The sequence below is a fragment of the Methylobacterium oryzisoli genome, from assembly GCF_046557895.1.
GTDB lineage: Bacteria > Pseudomonadota > Alphaproteobacteria > Rhizobiales > Beijerinckiaceae > Methylobacterium > Methylobacterium oryzisoli.
This window is the reverse complement of the sequence record NZ_JBKIBX010000024.1, coordinates 1-13,972: the sequence shown is the minus strand read 5'-3', so window position 1 is coordinate 13,972 and position 13,972 is coordinate 1. Positions and strand designations below refer to the sequence as shown.

14 protein-coding genes are annotated in these 13,972 nt (G+C 72.9%); all 14 read left to right on the top strand.

All coding sequences use genetic code 11. The features are described 5' to 3' along the window. Positions 1-497: polyprenyl synthetase family protein (locus ACKUB9_RS20940; protein ID WP_410825887.1), on the top strand; the 497-nt coding region annotated here is incomplete at its 5' end. Positions 498-794: 297 nt separating this feature from the next. After that, the gene (locus ACKUB9_RS20935) at positions 795-1,988 is read left to right on the top strand and encodes a methyltransferase (RefSeq protein WP_407526047.1); all 1,194 of its coding nucleotides are present in this window, start codon (positions 795-797) and stop codon (positions 1,986-1,988) included. A gap of 90 nt (positions 1,989-2,078) precedes the next feature. Next, positions 2,079-3,014: a chlorophyll synthesis pathway protein BchC gene (gene bchC / locus ACKUB9_RS20930; protein WP_407526044.1), complete on the top strand. Its 936-nt coding sequence runs from the start codon at positions 2,079-2,081 to the stop codon at positions 3,012-3,014. Beyond that, positions 3,011-4,024: a chlorophyllide a reductase iron protein subunit X gene (locus ACKUB9_RS20925; protein WP_407526041.1), complete on the top strand. Its 1,014-nt coding sequence runs from the start codon at positions 3,011-3,013 to the stop codon at positions 4,022-4,024. Before bchC ends, ACKUB9_RS20925 begins: the two co-directional genes overlap by 4 nt. Positions 4,025-4,026: 2 nt before the next feature. Then, positions 4,027-5,568 carry a chlorophyllide a reductase subunit Y gene (gene bchY, locus ACKUB9_RS20920; protein ID WP_407526038.1) on the top strand — a complete coding sequence of 514 codons (1,542 nt, stop codon included), beginning with the start codon at positions 4,027-4,029 and terminating at the stop codon, positions 5,566-5,568. After that, positions 5,568-7,064 (top strand): chlorophyllide a reductase subunit Z, encoded by a 1,497-nt coding sequence (gene bchZ / locus ACKUB9_RS20915; RefSeq protein WP_407526036.1) that lies wholly within the window; start codon positions 5,568-5,570, stop codon positions 7,062-7,064. Before bchY ends, bchZ begins: the two co-directional genes overlap by 1 nt. A 116-nt stretch (positions 7,065-7,180) precedes the next feature. Further along, positions 7,181-7,396, top strand: a complete 216-nt coding sequence (locus tag ACKUB9_RS20910; protein WP_407526033.1) for a hypothetical protein — start codon at positions 7,181-7,183, stop codon at positions 7,394-7,396. Positions 7,397-7,564: 168 nt separating this feature from the next. Continuing rightward, complete coding sequence (gene pufB, locus ACKUB9_RS20905; RefSeq protein WP_407526030.1) at positions 7,565-7,795, top strand: light-harvesting antenna LH1, beta subunit; 231 nt, start codon at positions 7,565-7,567, stop codon at positions 7,793-7,795. Between the two features lie 13 nt (positions 7,796-7,808). Continuing rightward, the gene (gene pufA / locus ACKUB9_RS20900) at positions 7,809-7,988 is read left to right on the top strand and encodes a light-harvesting antenna LH1, alpha subunit (RefSeq protein WP_407526027.1); all 180 of its coding nucleotides are present in this window, start codon (positions 7,809-7,811) and stop codon (positions 7,986-7,988) included. Positions 7,989-8,100: 112 nt separating this feature from the next. Beyond that, on the top strand, positions 8,101-8,925 hold the full coding sequence (gene pufL / locus ACKUB9_RS20895) for a photosynthetic reaction center subunit L (protein WP_407526024.1): 825 nt from the start codon (positions 8,101-8,103) through the stop codon (positions 8,923-8,925). A gap of 55 nt (positions 8,926-8,980) precedes the next feature. Next, on the top strand, positions 8,981-9,961 hold the full coding sequence (gene pufM, locus ACKUB9_RS20890; RefSeq protein ID WP_407526020.1) for a photosynthetic reaction center subunit M: 981 nt from the start codon (positions 8,981-8,983) through the stop codon (positions 9,959-9,961). Next, on the top strand, positions 9,958-11,001 hold the full coding sequence (gene pufC, locus ACKUB9_RS20885; protein WP_407526017.1) for a photosynthetic reaction center cytochrome PufC: 1,044 nt from the start codon (positions 9,958-9,960) through the stop codon (positions 10,999-11,001). The genes pufM and pufC overlap by 4 nt, the downstream gene beginning before the upstream one ends. 353 nt (positions 11,002-11,354) lie before the next feature. Next, entirely contained in the window at positions 11,355-11,531 is a 177-nt protein-coding gene (locus ACKUB9_RS20880; RefSeq protein ID WP_407526015.1) for a hypothetical protein, read from the top strand. Between the two features lie 113 nt (positions 11,532-11,644). Next, entirely contained in the window at positions 11,645-13,474 is a 1,830-nt protein-coding gene (locus ACKUB9_RS20875) for an MBL fold metallo-hydrolase (RefSeq protein WP_407526012.1), read from the top strand. Positions 13,475-13,972 lie beyond the last annotated feature (498 nt).

The following is a 13,972-nucleotide window of genomic DNA, read 5'->3' as shown; positions in this document are numbered from 1 at the left end:
CCCGCGTTCCGGCGCGGCTCGCCGCCCTCGTCGGGCTGATGGCCCGGGCGGCGGGCTCGCCGAACGGCATCTGCGCGGGCCAGGCCTGGGAATCCGAGCCGAGCGTCGGCCTCTCGGCCTACCAGCAGGCCAAGACCGGCGCGCTGTTCGCCGCCGCCACGGTGGCGGGCGCGGCGGCGGCCGGCGCCGAGCCGATGCCGTGGCGGCTCCTCGGCGAGTATCTGGGCGAAGCCTATCAGGTCGCCGATGACCTGCGCGACGTCGCCTGCCGCCAGGAGGAGGTCGGCAAGCCGGTCGGGCGCGACGCCACCCTCGGGCGGCCGAACGCGGCGGCGCTGCTGGGCATGCAGGGGGCGCTGCACCGCCTCGCAGGGCTCTCCCGGGAGGCCGTGGAGGTGATCCCGGATTGCCGCGGGGCCGAGCGCCTGCGCGAGGAGATCGGGGCGCAGGTCCGGCTGTTCCTGCCCGCGCGGGTGACCGCGGGGCTGGCGGCGTAGGCGGCGCGGGAATCGCCGTTTCCCGGACGAGGCGCGGACCGCGCGGGATCCCCTCTCCCGTGCGGGAGAGGGGTAGGGGTGAGGGTCCCGGGAGGGTGCAGCAAGAAGGCAGGACGCTGCCCGCTACCAGCACAACGGTCGGTGTTTGAAGCGGACCCGTTCCGCTCCCCTCACCACGCTCCGTGTCTCACTGCGGCCCCACCTGGACCCTCACCCCTGCCCCTCTCCCGCTCGGGAGAGGGGTTCCCCGCGCGTCACGCCTCGCCCGCAGCAGCGCACCGAGGCCGAGGACCCATCATGGCGCGAGCGTCCCCCGAAGCCGAGCTGTCGGCAGTCCCGCCGTCCCGGGCGGCGGGCTGGCGCGAGCGCTGGCTCGCCTTCCGTCACCGGCTGGTCGCGCGCCCCGCCTTCCAGCGCTGGGCGGCGGGGTTTCCTCTCACGCGGCCGGTCGCGCGCCGCAACGCGCGGGCGCTGTTCGACCTCTGCGCCGGCTTCGTCTACGCGCAGGTGCTGGTCGCCTGCGTGCGGCTCGACCTCTTCCGGATGCTCGCGGAGGGGCCGCTGCCCCCGGAGACGGTCGCCCGGCGGACGGACCTGCCGCCCGACTCGGCCCGGCTGCTCCTGCGCGCCGCCGCCTCCCTCGGCCTCCTCACGCCGCTGCCGGACGGGCGCTACGCCCTCGCCGATCTCGGCGCCGCGCTGCTCGGCAATCCCGGGATCGGCGCGATGATCACCCACCATGCCATGCTGTACGAGGACCTGCGCGACCCGGTGGCGCTGCTGCGGCGGGAGGGCGGGCCGACGCGGCTCTCGGCCTATTGGGGCTACGCGGGCGCGGCCGACCCGGCCGGGCTGCCGGGCGAGGCCACCGGCCCCTACAGCGCCCTGATGGGCGCCTCGCAGGCGCTGGTCGCGGGCGACATCCTCGACGCGTGGCCCCTCGGGCGCCACCGGCGCCTGCTCGACGTCGGCGGAGGCGAGGGAGCCTTCGCGGTCGAGGCGCTGCGGCGCCATCCGCACCTCGCCCTGACGCTGTTCGACCTGCCGCCGGTCGCCGCCCGCGCCCGGGTGCGCTTCGCCGCCGAGGGCCTGGACGGCCGCGCCGAGGCGGTCGGCGGCAGCTTCCACGCGGGCCTGCCGCCCGGCGCGGACGCCGTCTCCCTGGTGCGCGTCATCCACGACCACGACGATGCGCCGGCCCTCGCCCTCCTGCGCGCGGCCCACGCGGCGCTCGCGCCCGGCGGCACGCTGCTGCTGGCCGAGCCGATGGCCGAGACCCCCGGGGCGGAGCCGGTGGGGGACGCGTATTTCGGCTTCTACCTGCTGGCGATGGGCAGCGGACGCCCCCGCACCGCCGCCGAACTCGCCCGCATGCTGGCCCGCGCCGGTTTTTCGGCCGTGCGCGAGGTGCCGACCCGCCGGCCGATCCTCACGCGCCTCCTCGTCGCCGAACGGCCTGCGGCGGAGCGCCTTTCCGGCTCAAATGTGTAAACTCAACTTGACGCACCTTAGTGTACTACTAAGATGACATTTGCCGCATGAAGCGGCACGCGCCCGGCGAGGGCGGAGGCAGCCGACCCGATGCACGCGCTGGCCGTGATCCTCGACAGACCCGAACGGCTCCGCCTCGACAGGCTGGCGCTCGCCGCTCCCGGCGCGGGTGATGCCGTGGTGGCGGTGGCCTGGAGCGGCATCAGCACCGGGACGGAGCGCCTGCTCTGGTCGGGCCGCATGCCGGACTTCCCCGGCATGGGCTACCCGCTGGTGCCGGGCTACGAATCGGCCGGGTGGGTGGTGGAGGCCGGCCCCGCCTCGGGCCGCCGGGTCGGCGAGTTCGTCTTCGTGCCGGGCGCCCGCTGCTTCGGGCCGGTGCGCGGGCTCTTCGGCGGCGCGGCCTCGCACCTCGTGGTGGAGGGCGCGCGGCTCCTGCCCCTCGACGAGGCCTTGGGCGAGCGCGGCATCCTGATGGCGCTGGCCGCCACCGCCTACCACGCCCTGTCGGGCGGCGAGGGCGGGGGCCGCCACCTGATCGTCGGGCACGGCACGCTGGGGCGGCTGCTCGCGCGGCTGGCGCTCCTGACGGGCGCCGAGCCGGTGGTCTGGGAGCGCGACGCCGCCCGGCGCGCGGGCGCCCATGGCTACCCGGTGATCGACCCGGAGAGCGACGCGGCGACCTACGCGCGCATCACCGACGTCAGCGGCGATGCCGGGCTCCTCGACGCGCTGATCGCCCGCTTGCAACCCGGCGGCGAGATCGTGCTCGCGGGTTTTTACGAGGCACCGCTCGGCTTCGCCTTCCCGCCGGCCTTCCTGCGCGAGGCGCGCCTGCGCGTCTCGGCCCAGTGGCGCCCCGACGACCTGCAGGCCGTCGCCGCCCTGGTGGCCGGGGGCGCGCTCGGCCTCGACGGCCTCATCACGCATCGCCGCGGGGCGACCGAGGCGCCGGAGGCCTACGCCACGGCCTTCCGCGACCCCGCCTGCCTCAAGATGGTCCTCGACTGGAGAGCCTGTTCATGATCGCAGCGCTGAACGGAGCCATCCTCCGCCCCGCCGGCCCGCCGGCCGCCCTCCTGCGGGCGGAAGCCGCGATGGCGCCCGACCCGGTGCCGGTCGCGGCCACGCGCGAGACGCAGATCATCGCCATCTACGGCAAGGGCGGCATCGGCAAGAGCTTCACGCTGGCCAACCTCTCCTACATGCTGGCCCAGCAGGGCAAGCGCGTGCTGCTCATCGGCTGCGATCCGAAGAGCGACACCACCTCGCTGCTGTTCGGCGGGCGCGCCTGCCCGACCATCATCGAGACCTCCACCCGCAAGAAGCTCGCGGGCGAGGCGGTCGCCATCGAGGACGTCTGCTTCAAGCGCGACGGCGTGTTCGCGATGGAGCTGGGCGGGCCGGAGGTCGGCCGCGGCTGCGGCGGGCGCGGCATCATCCACGGCTTCGAACTCCTCGAAAAACTCGGCTTCCACGAATGGGGCTTCGACTACGTCCTGCTCGACTTCCTGGGCGACGTGGTCTGCGGCGGCTTCGGCCTGCCGATCGCCCGCGACATGTGCCAGAAGGTCGTGGTCGTCGGCTCGAACGACCTGCAGTCGCTCTACGTCGCCAACAACGTCTGCTCGGCGGTGGAGTATTTCCGCAAGCTCGGCGGCAATGTCGGGGTGGGCGGCCTCGTCATCAACAAGGACGACGGCACGGGCGAGGCGCAGGCCTTCGCGGAGGCGGTCGGCATCCCGGTCCTGGCCTCGATCCCGGCCGACGACGACATCCGCAAGAAGAGCGCGAATTACGAGATCATCGGCCGGCCCGACGGGCGCTGGGGCGCGCTCTTCGCCGGCCTCGCCGAGAATGTCGCGGGCGCGGCGCCGCATCAGCCCAAGCCCCTGACCCAGGACGGGCTGCTCGGCCTGTTCAAGGGCGAGGCGGTGGGGCGCGGCGTGGTGCTGGAGCCCGCGAGCCAGGAGGACATGTGCGGGCGCCCGCTCGTGCAGAAGCCGTCCCTCGAAGTCGTCTACGACACGGTGTGAGCATGGGCGCCACCCTCGACATCGGGGCGCTGCGCGCCCGGAGCACCGCTCCGCCCGACGGCGTCAATCTCGCCGCCGCCCGCGAGGACGGCCACGGCTGCCATTCCGGAAAAGCCGCGATGCTGGAGGCGGCGCAGGCCGCCGGCCTCGGCGAGACCGTGGCGGCGCTCAAGCGCGACTACCCGGCCGGTCCTCACGACCAGCCCCAGAGCATGTGCCCGGCCTTCGGCTCGCTGCGGGTGGGGCTGCGGATGCGGCGCACCGCCACGATCCTGTCGGGCTCGGCCTGCTGCGTCTACGGCCTCACCTTCACGTCGCACTTCTACGGGGCGCGCCGCACGGTCGGCTACGTGCCCTTCAACTCCGAGACCCTCGTCACCGGCAAGCTGTTCGAGGACATCCGCGAGGCGGTGCATGCGGTCGCCGACCCGGCCCAGCACGACGCCGTGGTGGTGATCAACCTGTGCGTGCCGACCGCCTCGGGCGTGCCGCTGCGGCTGCTGCCGCGGGAGATCGACGGGGTGCGCATCATCGGCATCGACGTGCCGGGCTTCGGGGTGCCGACCCACGCCGAGGCCAAGGACGTGCTGGCCGGCGCGATGCTGAAGGTGGCGCGCGCGGAAGCGGAGCGCGGGCCGGTGGCGGCGCCCCGCCAGGGCCGCGACGGACGCCCGAGCGTGACGCTGCTCGGCGAGATGTTTCCGGTCGATCCCGTCCAGATCGGCGCGTTGCTCGAACCGCTCGGTCTCGGCGTCGGTCCGGTGGTGCCGACGCGGGAGTGGCGGGAGCTCTACGCCGCCCTCGACGGCACGGCCGTGGCGGCGATCCACCCGTTCTACACCGCCTGCACCCGCGAGTTCGAGGCGGCCGGCCGCCCGGTCTTCGGCTCGGCCCCGGTCGGGCACGACGGCACCGCCGCGTGGCTCGACGCGGTCGGGGAGGCCTGCGGGGTCGCGCGCGCCACGGTGGCGGCGGCCAAGAACCGGATCCTGCCGGCGATCCGGGCCGCGCTCGCGGACAACCCGATCCGCGGGCGGATCACCCTCTCGGGCTACGAGGGCTCGGAGCTCCTCGTCGCGCGCCTGCTCGTCGAGAGCGGGGCCGAGGTGCCCTACGTCGGCACGGCCTGCCCGCGCACGCGCTTCTCGGACGCCGACCGGGAGTGGCTGGAGGCCCGCGGCACCCAGGTGCAATTCCGCGCCTCGCTGGAGCACGACCTCGCGGCGCTCCACGACCACGCGCCGGATCTCGCCATCGGCACCACCCCGGTGGTGCAGAAGGCCAAGGAGCGGGCGATCCCGGCCCTCTACTTCACCAACCTGATCTCGGCCCGCCCGCTGATGGGCATCGCGGGCGCGGGCTCGCTCGCGCAGGTGATCAACGCCGCCCTCGGCAACCGCGACCGCTTCGCCGCCATGCGGGCGTTCTTCGCCGGTGTCGGCGAGGGCCACGCGGCCGGGATCTGGGAGGACGTGCCGAAGGCGCGCCCGGCGGCCAAGGCCGCCGCCCGGAGCCCCGCGCCGCCGATCGGGGAGATGGCCTGATGCTCGTCCTCGATCACGACCGCGCGGGCGGCTACTGGGGCGCTGTCTACGTCTTCACGGCGATCAAGGGGCTGCAGGTGGTCATCGACGGCCCGGTGGGCTGCGAGAACCTGCCGGTGACGTCGGTCCTGCACTACACCGACGCGCTGCCCCCGCACGAACTGCCGATCGTGGTGACGGGCCTCGCCGAGGAGGAACTGGGCCGCCACGGCACCGAAGGGGCGATGAAGCGCGCCCACGCGACCCTCGACCCGACCCAGCCGAGCGTCGTCGTCACGGGCTCGATCGCCGAGATGATCGGCGGCGGCGTGACGCCCGAGGGCACCAACCTCCAGCGCTTCCTGCCGCGCACCATCGACGAGGACCAGTGGCAGGCCGCCGACCGCGCCCTGTCCTGGCTCTGGAACGAGTACGGGGCCAGGAAGGCGGGCCGCAAGGGCACCGCGCCCAAGGACGCTTCGCCGAAGGGCGCCTCGCCGAAGGATGCCTCGCCGCGCGACCCCGCGGCCAAGCCGCGCGTCAACATCATCGGGCCGGCCTACGGCACCTTCAACATGCCCTCCGACCTCGCGGAGATCCGCCGCCTCGTCGAGGGGATCGGCGCCGAGGTGAACCTCGTCTTCCCGCTGGGCTCGCACCTCACGGACGTGCCGCGGCTGGCGCAGGCCGAGGCCAACATCTGCCTCTACCGCGAGTACGGGCGCCTGCTCTGCGAAGCGCTCGACCGGCCCTACCTGCAGGCGCCGATCGGCGTGCACAGCACCACGAAGTTCCTGCGGGCGCTGGGCGACATCCTCGGCCTCGACCCCGAGCCGTTCATCGCGCGCGAGAAGCACACGACCCTCAAGCCCCTGTGGGATCTCTGGCGCTCGGTGACACAGGACTTCTTCGCCTCGGCGAGCTTCGGGGTGGTGGCGAGCGAGACCTACGCGCGGGGCCTGCGCCACTTCCTCGAGGAGGAGATGGGCCTCCCCTGCCGCTTCGCGGTCTCCCGCACGGCCGGCACCAAGCCCGACAACGAGGCGGTGCGCCGCGCGATCCGCGAGACGCCGCCGCTGGTGCTGTTCGGGTCCTACAACGAGCGCATGTACCTCGCCGAGTGCGGGGGCCGGGCGGTCTACATCCCGGCCTCCTTCCCGGGCGCGGTGGTGCGCCGCCACACCGGCACGCCGTTCATGGGTTTTTCGGGCGCGACCTACCTCGTGCAGGAGGTCTGCAACGCGCTCTTCGACGCCCTCTTCCACATCCTGCCGCTGGCCCGCGACCTCGACGCCGTCGAGGCGACCCCCGCGCGGGCGCTCGCCGAACTGCCCTGGGACGAGGACGCGCGGACGCGGCTCGACCTGGCGGTCGGGGAGAGCCCGGTCCTGGTGCGGATCTCGTTCGCCAAGCGGCTGCGCGACGCGGCCGAGCGCGAGGCGCGGCGGTGCGGTGCCGAGCGCGTCACCGAACTCTGCGTCGAGCGCGCCCGCTTCACGCTCGCCGCCGCGGCCTGAGCGGCCGCGACACGCCGATCCGCCGCGGCCGGCGCCGCGGCGGTCCGAGAGACAGCGGGCCGGCAACGGCCCGCGCGATGCACCCGCCGCCCGGCGGGAGGAGGAGGTTCGACGCCATGCCCCGTCCGTTCGCCACGGTCTCGCGCGCGCATCAGGAGCAGATCCAGTTCCGCATCATCCTGGGGGCGACCTACCCGGTCTTCCTGGTCGCGGCATTCCTCCAACGCCTCCTGCCGGGCCGCGGCGCCGCGCTCCCCGGCCCCCGCCGCTCCGTGTTCGGCGAGGCCCGGGCGATGGCCCTCTCGGCGATCCCCTTCGCCTTCATGGGCTGACGCCCCGCAGGCTGCCCCTCGGGCTCAGGCCTCTCGGGCTGCGACACGGCCGGTTTCCGTCGCCTCAGGCGCCGGAGAGACCGCCCCTCCGGCCCCGCCTCGGGGTCCCGAGGGGCGACACACCCCGCGCGGGATCTCCCGCGCGGCCCTGCACCCGGAGGTTCGGCAATGGCCAACGGTATGGACAAACCCAGTACCCTTTCAGGGCTCACCGAAGCGGAGGCGAAGGAGTTCCACGGCATCTTCGTCACCAGCTTCATCATCTTCACGGCGATCGCGGTCGTGGCGCACTTCCTCGTCTGGCTGTGGCGGCCGTGGCTGCCCGGGCCGAACGGCTACACCTCGCTCCAGGACGGGGTGACCTACGCCGCCCACGGCCTGCTGCCGTTCATCTCCTGAGGAGGGCGCGACCATGCACAAGATCTGGCTTCTGTTCGATCCGCGCCGCACGCTCGTGGCGCTGGCGACCTTCCTGTTCGTCCTCGCGATCCTGATTCACTTCATCCTGCTCAGCACCAGCCGGTTCAACTGGCTGGAGGGGCCGGCCGTGAAGAAGGCCGAGGTCCCGCACGCGCTCGTGCTGCCGACCTGACGGTCGGGCCGGAGCGCGCGAGCGCTCCACACCGCGGACGGAGGCCCGGGCCGACCGGCCCACCGCCCGCGGGCGAACCACGCTGCCGAACGGCGACCGGGAGGGCCGCGCCATGGCCATGCTGAACTTCGAGCGGAAATATCGGGTGCGCGGCGGCACGCTGCTCGGGGGCGATCTGTTCGACTTCTGGGTCGGGCCGTTCTACGTCGGGTTCTTCGGCGTCACGACGCTGTTCTTCACGCTGCTCGGCACGGGACTGATCGTCTGGGGCGCGGCGATCGGGCCGACTTGGAACGTCTGGCAGATCAACATCGCGCCGCCGGACCTGAAATACGGGCTCGCGCTCGCGCCCCTGAAGGAGGGGGGCCTGTGGCAGCTCATCACGGTCTGCGCGATCGGGGCCTTCGTGTCCTGGGCGCTGCGCGAGGTCGAGATCTGCCGCAAGCTCGGCATGGGCTACCACGTGCCCGTTGCCTTCGGGGTGGCGATCTTCGCCTACGTGACGCTGGTTGTGATCCGCCCGATGCTGATGGGCGCCTGGGGCCACGGCTTTCCGTACGGCATCCTGAGCCATCTCGACTGGGTGTCGAACGTCGGCTACCAGTATCTCCACTTCCACTACAATCCGGCGCACATGCTCGGCGTGACGTTCTTCTTCACGACGACGCTGGCCGTGTCGCTGCACGGGTCGCTCATCCTGTCCTCGACCAATCCCGGCAAGGGCGAGGTGGTGAAGACCCCCGAGCACGAGGACACCTATTTCCGCGACACGATCGGCTACTCGATCGGGACGCTCGGCATCCACCGGCTCGGCCTGTTCCTGGCGCTGTCGGCCGGGTTCTGGAGCGCGGTCTGCATCGTGATCTCCGGTCCGTTCTGGACCCGCGGCTGGCCCGAATGGTGGGGCTGGTGGCTCAACCTGCCGGTCTGGCGCTGACGCACCGGCCCGAACTCCGCTCCCGACGCCACTCGCACTGAAGGCCGAGGCCGCCATGGCGTACTACCAGAACATCTTCACGCAGGTGCAGGTCCATCCCCGCCACCCCGAGCCCGGGGTGACGGTCCCGGAGAGCGAGAAGCGCGTCGGCCAGGGCCGGTTCAGCTACCTCGCGGGCCTGATCGGCAACGCGCAGGTCGGGCCGATCTATCTCGGCACGCTCGGCACGCTCTCGCTGGTGTGCGGGATCATCGCCTTCGAGATCATCGGCCTCAACATGTGGGCCTCGGTGAACTGGGACCCGATCCAGTTCCTGCGCCAGCTCCCCTGGCTCGCCCTCGAACCGCCCCGCCCCGAGCACGGGCTCAAGATCCTGCCGCCGATGGCCGAGGGCGGCTGGTGGCTGCTCGCGGGCTTCTTCCTCACCGCCTCGATCCTGCTGTGGTGGGTCCGGCTCTTCCGCCGCGCCCGGGCGCTCGGGCTCGGCTACCACGTGCCGCTGGCCTTCGCCTCGGCGATCTGGCTCTACCTCGTGCTCGGCTTCATCCGGCCGATCCTGATGGGATCGTGGAGCGAGGCGGTGCCCTTCGGCATCTTCCCGCACCTCGACTGGACCGCGGCTTTTTCGCTGCGCTACGGCAACCTGTTCTACAACCCCTTCCACATGCTCTCGATCGCGTTCCTGTACGGATCGACGCTGCTCTTCGCCATGCACGGCGCCACCATCCTGGCGGTGAGCCGCTACGGCGGCGAGCGTGAGATCGAGCAGATCGTCGACCGGGGCACCGCCACCGAGCGCGCCGCCCTGTTCTGGCGCTGGACCATGGGCTTCAACGCCACGATGGAATCCGTCCACCGCTGGCAATGGTGGTTCGCGGTGCTGACCACCCTCACGGGCGGCATCGGCATCCTCCTCACCGGAACCGTCGTCGACAACTGGTACCTCTGGGCCGTCAAGCACGGCGTCGCGCCGAGCTATCCGCAGATCTACGGTCCGGTGATCGATCCCTTGAGCCTGCCGGGAGGCGTCCGATGAGAATCGCCCTTCAGCTCCTCGGCGTCGTCGTCGCCGTCCTCCTCACCGGCGCCATGCTGGGCACCGCGGGCTGGGTCCTGCCTCCGGTCCAGTCCGAGCAGGTGGGCTTTCGCGGCACCGGCATGGTGCAGGTGCACAGCCCGAAGGCGCAGGCCGCGCTGCTGGCCCGCAACGAGGCGCCCGCCGCCCAGGATCCGGCGCCGCCCGGCGGCGAGCCCGCGACGCAGACCTACCAGAACGTTCAGGTGCTGACCGACCTCAGCACCGACCAGTTCAACCGGATCATGGCCTCGATCACCGAGTGGGTCTCGCCCGAGCAGGGCTGCGCCTACTGCCACAACGTCGAGAACATGGCCGACGACAGCGTCTACGCGAAGACGGTGGCCCGGACGATGTTCCGCATGGTGCGCACCATCAACGGCGCCTGGAAGAACCACGTCGGCGAGACCGGCGTCACCTGCTACACCTGCCATCGCGGGCAGCCGGTGCCGGCCAACGTCTGGCACATCAATCCCGGCCCGGCCCATGCCGGCGGCTTCGCGGCGCGCGACGCGGGGCAGAACCACCCGAGCCTCCAGGCCGGCCTCTCCTCGATGAACTACGACCCCTACAGCGAACTCCTGGGCGACAAGGCGGTCGGCGAGCGTGCCGTGCGGGTGGCCGCCACCACGGCGCTGCCCGAGGGCCGCGGCGAGAGCCTGCAGCACACCGAGCGCACCTACGCGCTGATGATCCACATGTCGGAGGGCCTGGGCGTCAACTGCACCTACTGCCACAACACCCGCGCCTTCTCGTCGTGGCAGGAGAGCACGCCCAAGCGCGTCTCGGCGTGGCACGGCATCCGGATGGTGCGCGACATCAACGGCAACTACATCGACCCGACCGCCGCGGTGCTGCCGCCCCAGCGCCTCGGCCCCGAGGGCGACCCGGCGAAGGTGAACTGCACCACCTGCCACCAGGGCCTCGCCAAGCCGCTCAACGGCGCGCCGATGCTCAAGGACTACCCGGAACTGGCCGGCCCGGTGGCGGCCAAGCCCTGAGACGACCCGCGGCCCACGGGACCCGCCGCGCTCCGCCGCGGCGGGTCCCGCATCGTTCGTCCGGGCTTCGGAGCAGCCGCGTGGCGGCGGGGCCGAGGGCGGCGAGGGTCGTCACCGCCCCCGCCCATCACCCCGACGTTCATTCGTCATCGGCGGGAACAAGCCGAGCCTTTCCTAAGGAATAAATTCTCGATGCGCACGATCGATTGAAACGAAAGCAGGATCGATCTGACGCAAAGTCAACAAGACCAAGACAATTCGCCGCAAGGACCGCGTCTCTTCTCCCGCGAGTTGTGTCATGGAACGCGGCGGCCGGATCGCCCGGCCGTCGGACACACTCGGGAGGTGACCTCATGGGCGATTCCGGCCTGATCTACATGTTGGCCTTCACGACCTTCATCCTGGTGATCGGCGTCCTGATCTGGCAGAGGACGCGGGTGGAGCGGGCGAAGCAGACCGGCGAGCGGTCGACCTTCACCGACCATCACGGCGGTCCGCCGCGTCCCCAGCACGGGGTCGATCCCAGCTGACGGCGGCCCTTGCGGCCGAGGCCGATCTCGCCCCAGAATCCGGCCCCGCTTGATCGAAGCGGGCCGGCGCGCCGGCCCCGCACAGGCGGCGGGCGGAGGCGCGGAGTGGCGCGATGCAGGTTCGCTTCTACGGGACGCGGGGCTCCCTGCCGATCCCAGGGCCGCGCACGGTCCGCTACGGCGGCAACACCTCCTGCGTGGCGGTGCGCTCCGCCCGCGGCACGCTCGCCATCCTCGACATGGGGACGGGCGCCTACGCGCTCGGGCAGGAACTCGCCGCCGAGGGCCGGCCGCTGCGCGGCCACGTCCTGATCACCCACACGCACTGGGATCACATCCAGGGCGTGCCGTTCTTCGCGCCCTTCTTCACCCCCGGCAACGAGTGGGACATCTACGCCCCGCGCGGCCTCGGCGCCTCCCTGCGCGAGACCCTGTCGGGCCAGATGCAGTACAGCTACTTCCCGGTCGCCCTGGAGCAGCTCGGCGCGACGATCCGCTACCACGAACTCGTCGAGGGCGGCCTGGCCCTCGGCGAGGACGAGGACATCGCGGTCACCACGCATTACCTCAACCATCCGGCCCTGACGCTCGGCTACCGGCTCGCTGCGGACGGCGCGACGCTGGTCTACGCCCTCGACCACGAGCCCTTCTGCACCGAGGCCGCGGCCGGCGGGCGCGACTTCGACGGGCAGGACGGGCGCCACGTCGCCTTCCTGCGCGGCGCCGACCTCGTGATCCACGACGCGCAGTACACGCACGCCGAGTACCCGTCCAAGGTCGGCTGGGGCCACAGCACCTTCGAGTACGCGATCGCGGTGGCGGAGGCGGCCGGCGTGCGCCGGCTCGCCCTCACGCATCACGACCCGCAGCGGGACGACGACAGCCTCGACGCGCTGGTGGCGCGCTACCAAGACACCACGTCCCTCGTGCTGTTCGCGGCGGCGGAGGGCGAGAGCATCGACCTCGCGGCGGAGCGCGCCGCCGCGCCCGCCGCCGCGCCGGACCCCTGCGCCCGGGAGGCCGTGGCCTCGGCGCTTGCCGCGCAGTCGGTGCTGATCGCGGCGGCGGATCCCGCGCAGGCGGCCCGCCTCGCCGAGATCCTGCGCGGCGACGGCATCGCGCTCCACGAGGTCGCGCTCGCCGCGGACGCGGTGGCGGCGGCGGTGGCCCGGCATCGGCCGGCGCTCCTCGTGGTCGAGAACGGAACCGAGCCGGCCGAGCGCCTCGCCGGCCTCTGCGGTGCGGTGCGCGCCCTCGGTCCGGCCGGACGGGACCTGCCGGTCGTCCTCGTCAGCCGCTCGGGCGACCGGCGCGGGGACGAGGCCATCGGCATCAGCGACCGCTTGGTCTCGCCCTTCACCCCGAGCTACGCGCGCACGCGGCTGCGGGCGTGGCTGATGCGCACCGCCTGCCGCTGGGCGCGGGCGGCCAAGCCCCCGCGCGAGGCGGCGCGGCTCGCGGCCCTGCACGGTCTCGGCCTGCTCGACACACCGCCGGAGGCGCGCTTCGACCGCCTCGTCGCCCTCGCGGCGGAGAGCCTCGCGGTGCCCTACGCCGCCCTCAGCCTCGTCGACCGCGACCGGCAATGGTTCAAGGCCAGCCACGGCCTGCCGTTTCGCGAGACCGGCCGCGACGTCTCGCTCTGCGCCCATGCGGTGGCGGCGAGCAACCGCAGCGGGCGCGGCGACCCGCTGGTCGTGCCGGATGCCCGCCTGGACGAGCGCTTCGCCGACAATCCCGCCGTCACCGGACCGCCCTACCTGCGCTTCTATGCGGGCCAGCCCCTGATCCTGCGCGACGGGCACTGCATCGGCACGCTCTGCATCGCGGACACGCGCCCCCGGATGCTCGACGCGGAGGGCGAGGCCCGGCTGCGCTGGCTCGCCGACCTCGCCCTGCACGAGATCGAAGGCGCGCCGTCCGCGGCAGCGCGACCGTCCTGACGACGGCCCGCGGCGGGACGAGGCGCCGGTCGGGACCGCACGCCCGCGCGATGAGCGGGGCGCCGGCCCGACACCGGGCGCCGGCGAAGGGGCTGTGGGAGAAGGGCGGGCCGCCCGCGCTTCCCTGAACCACAGCGCGCCGGGGTGCGTTCTGAACCCATGTTCAAGCCCGACCGGGTGTCAGACGATGGTCCCGAAGCCTGCAGGTCCGGTGAGACGCACGGCGGTTCCTGACCCGACCCTCATCGCAGGGCGGGCCGCCGTCGCCTCCACGTTGCAAGGCACCGCGGAGATCCGCGAGACGGTGATGAGGACGCGCGAAGCCATCAGGGCGTCGAGGAACATCCTGGCGGCCTCCTACGCGCTCGACCACCGCGCGCCGCGCGGCGTCCTGTGGCAGCCGGGCCGCAGCCAGGTGCGATGACCCCTCCTCCGCCCCACGGTTGCTTGAGACACCCCGTTAGCGGACGGTCTCCGCGGCAGGGGTGAGGACGATGA

Coding starts and splice junctions, on each gene's coding strand:
- pufC (WP_407526017.1), top strand. CDS start 9,958: ATGAGAATCGCCCTTCAGCTCCTCGGCGTCGTCGTCGCCGTCCTCCTC.
- ACKUB9_RS20910 (WP_407526033.1), top strand. CDS start 7,181: ATGCCCCGTCCGTTCGCCACGGTCTCGCGCGCGCATCAGGAGCAGATC.
- pufA (WP_407526027.1), top strand. CDS start 7,809: ATGCACAAGATCTGGCTTCTGTTCGATCCGCGCCGCACGCTCGTGGCG.
- ACKUB9_RS20925 (WP_407526041.1), top strand. CDS start 3,011: ATGATCGCAGCGCTGAACGGAGCCATCCTCCGCCCCGCCGGCCCGCCG.
- pufM (WP_407526020.1), top strand. CDS start 8,981: ATGGCGTACTACCAGAACATCTTCACGCAGGTGCAGGTCCATCCCCGC.
- pufL (WP_407526024.1), top strand. CDS start 8,101: ATGGCCATGCTGAACTTCGAGCGGAAATATCGGGTGCGCGGCGGCACG.
- bchY (WP_407526038.1), top strand. CDS start 4,027: ATGGGCGCCACCCTCGACATCGGGGCGCTGCGCGCCCGGAGCACCGCT.
- ACKUB9_RS20935 (WP_407526047.1), top strand. CDS start 795: ATGGCGCGAGCGTCCCCCGAAGCCGAGCTGTCGGCAGTCCCGCCGTCC.
- ACKUB9_RS20880 (WP_407526015.1), top strand. CDS start 11,355: ATGGGCGATTCCGGCCTGATCTACATGTTGGCCTTCACGACCTTCATC.
- bchZ (WP_407526036.1), top strand. CDS start 5,568: ATGCTCGTCCTCGATCACGACCGCGCGGGCGGCTACTGGGGCGCTGTC.
- pufB (WP_407526030.1), top strand. CDS start 7,565: ATGGCCAACGGTATGGACAAACCCAGTACCCTTTCAGGGCTCACCGAA.
- bchC (WP_407526044.1), top strand. CDS start 2,079: ATGCACGCGCTGGCCGTGATCCTCGACAGACCCGAACGGCTCCGCCTC.
- ACKUB9_RS20875 (WP_407526012.1), top strand. CDS start 11,645: ATGCAGGTTCGCTTCTACGGGACGCGGGGCTCCCTGCCGATCCCAGGG.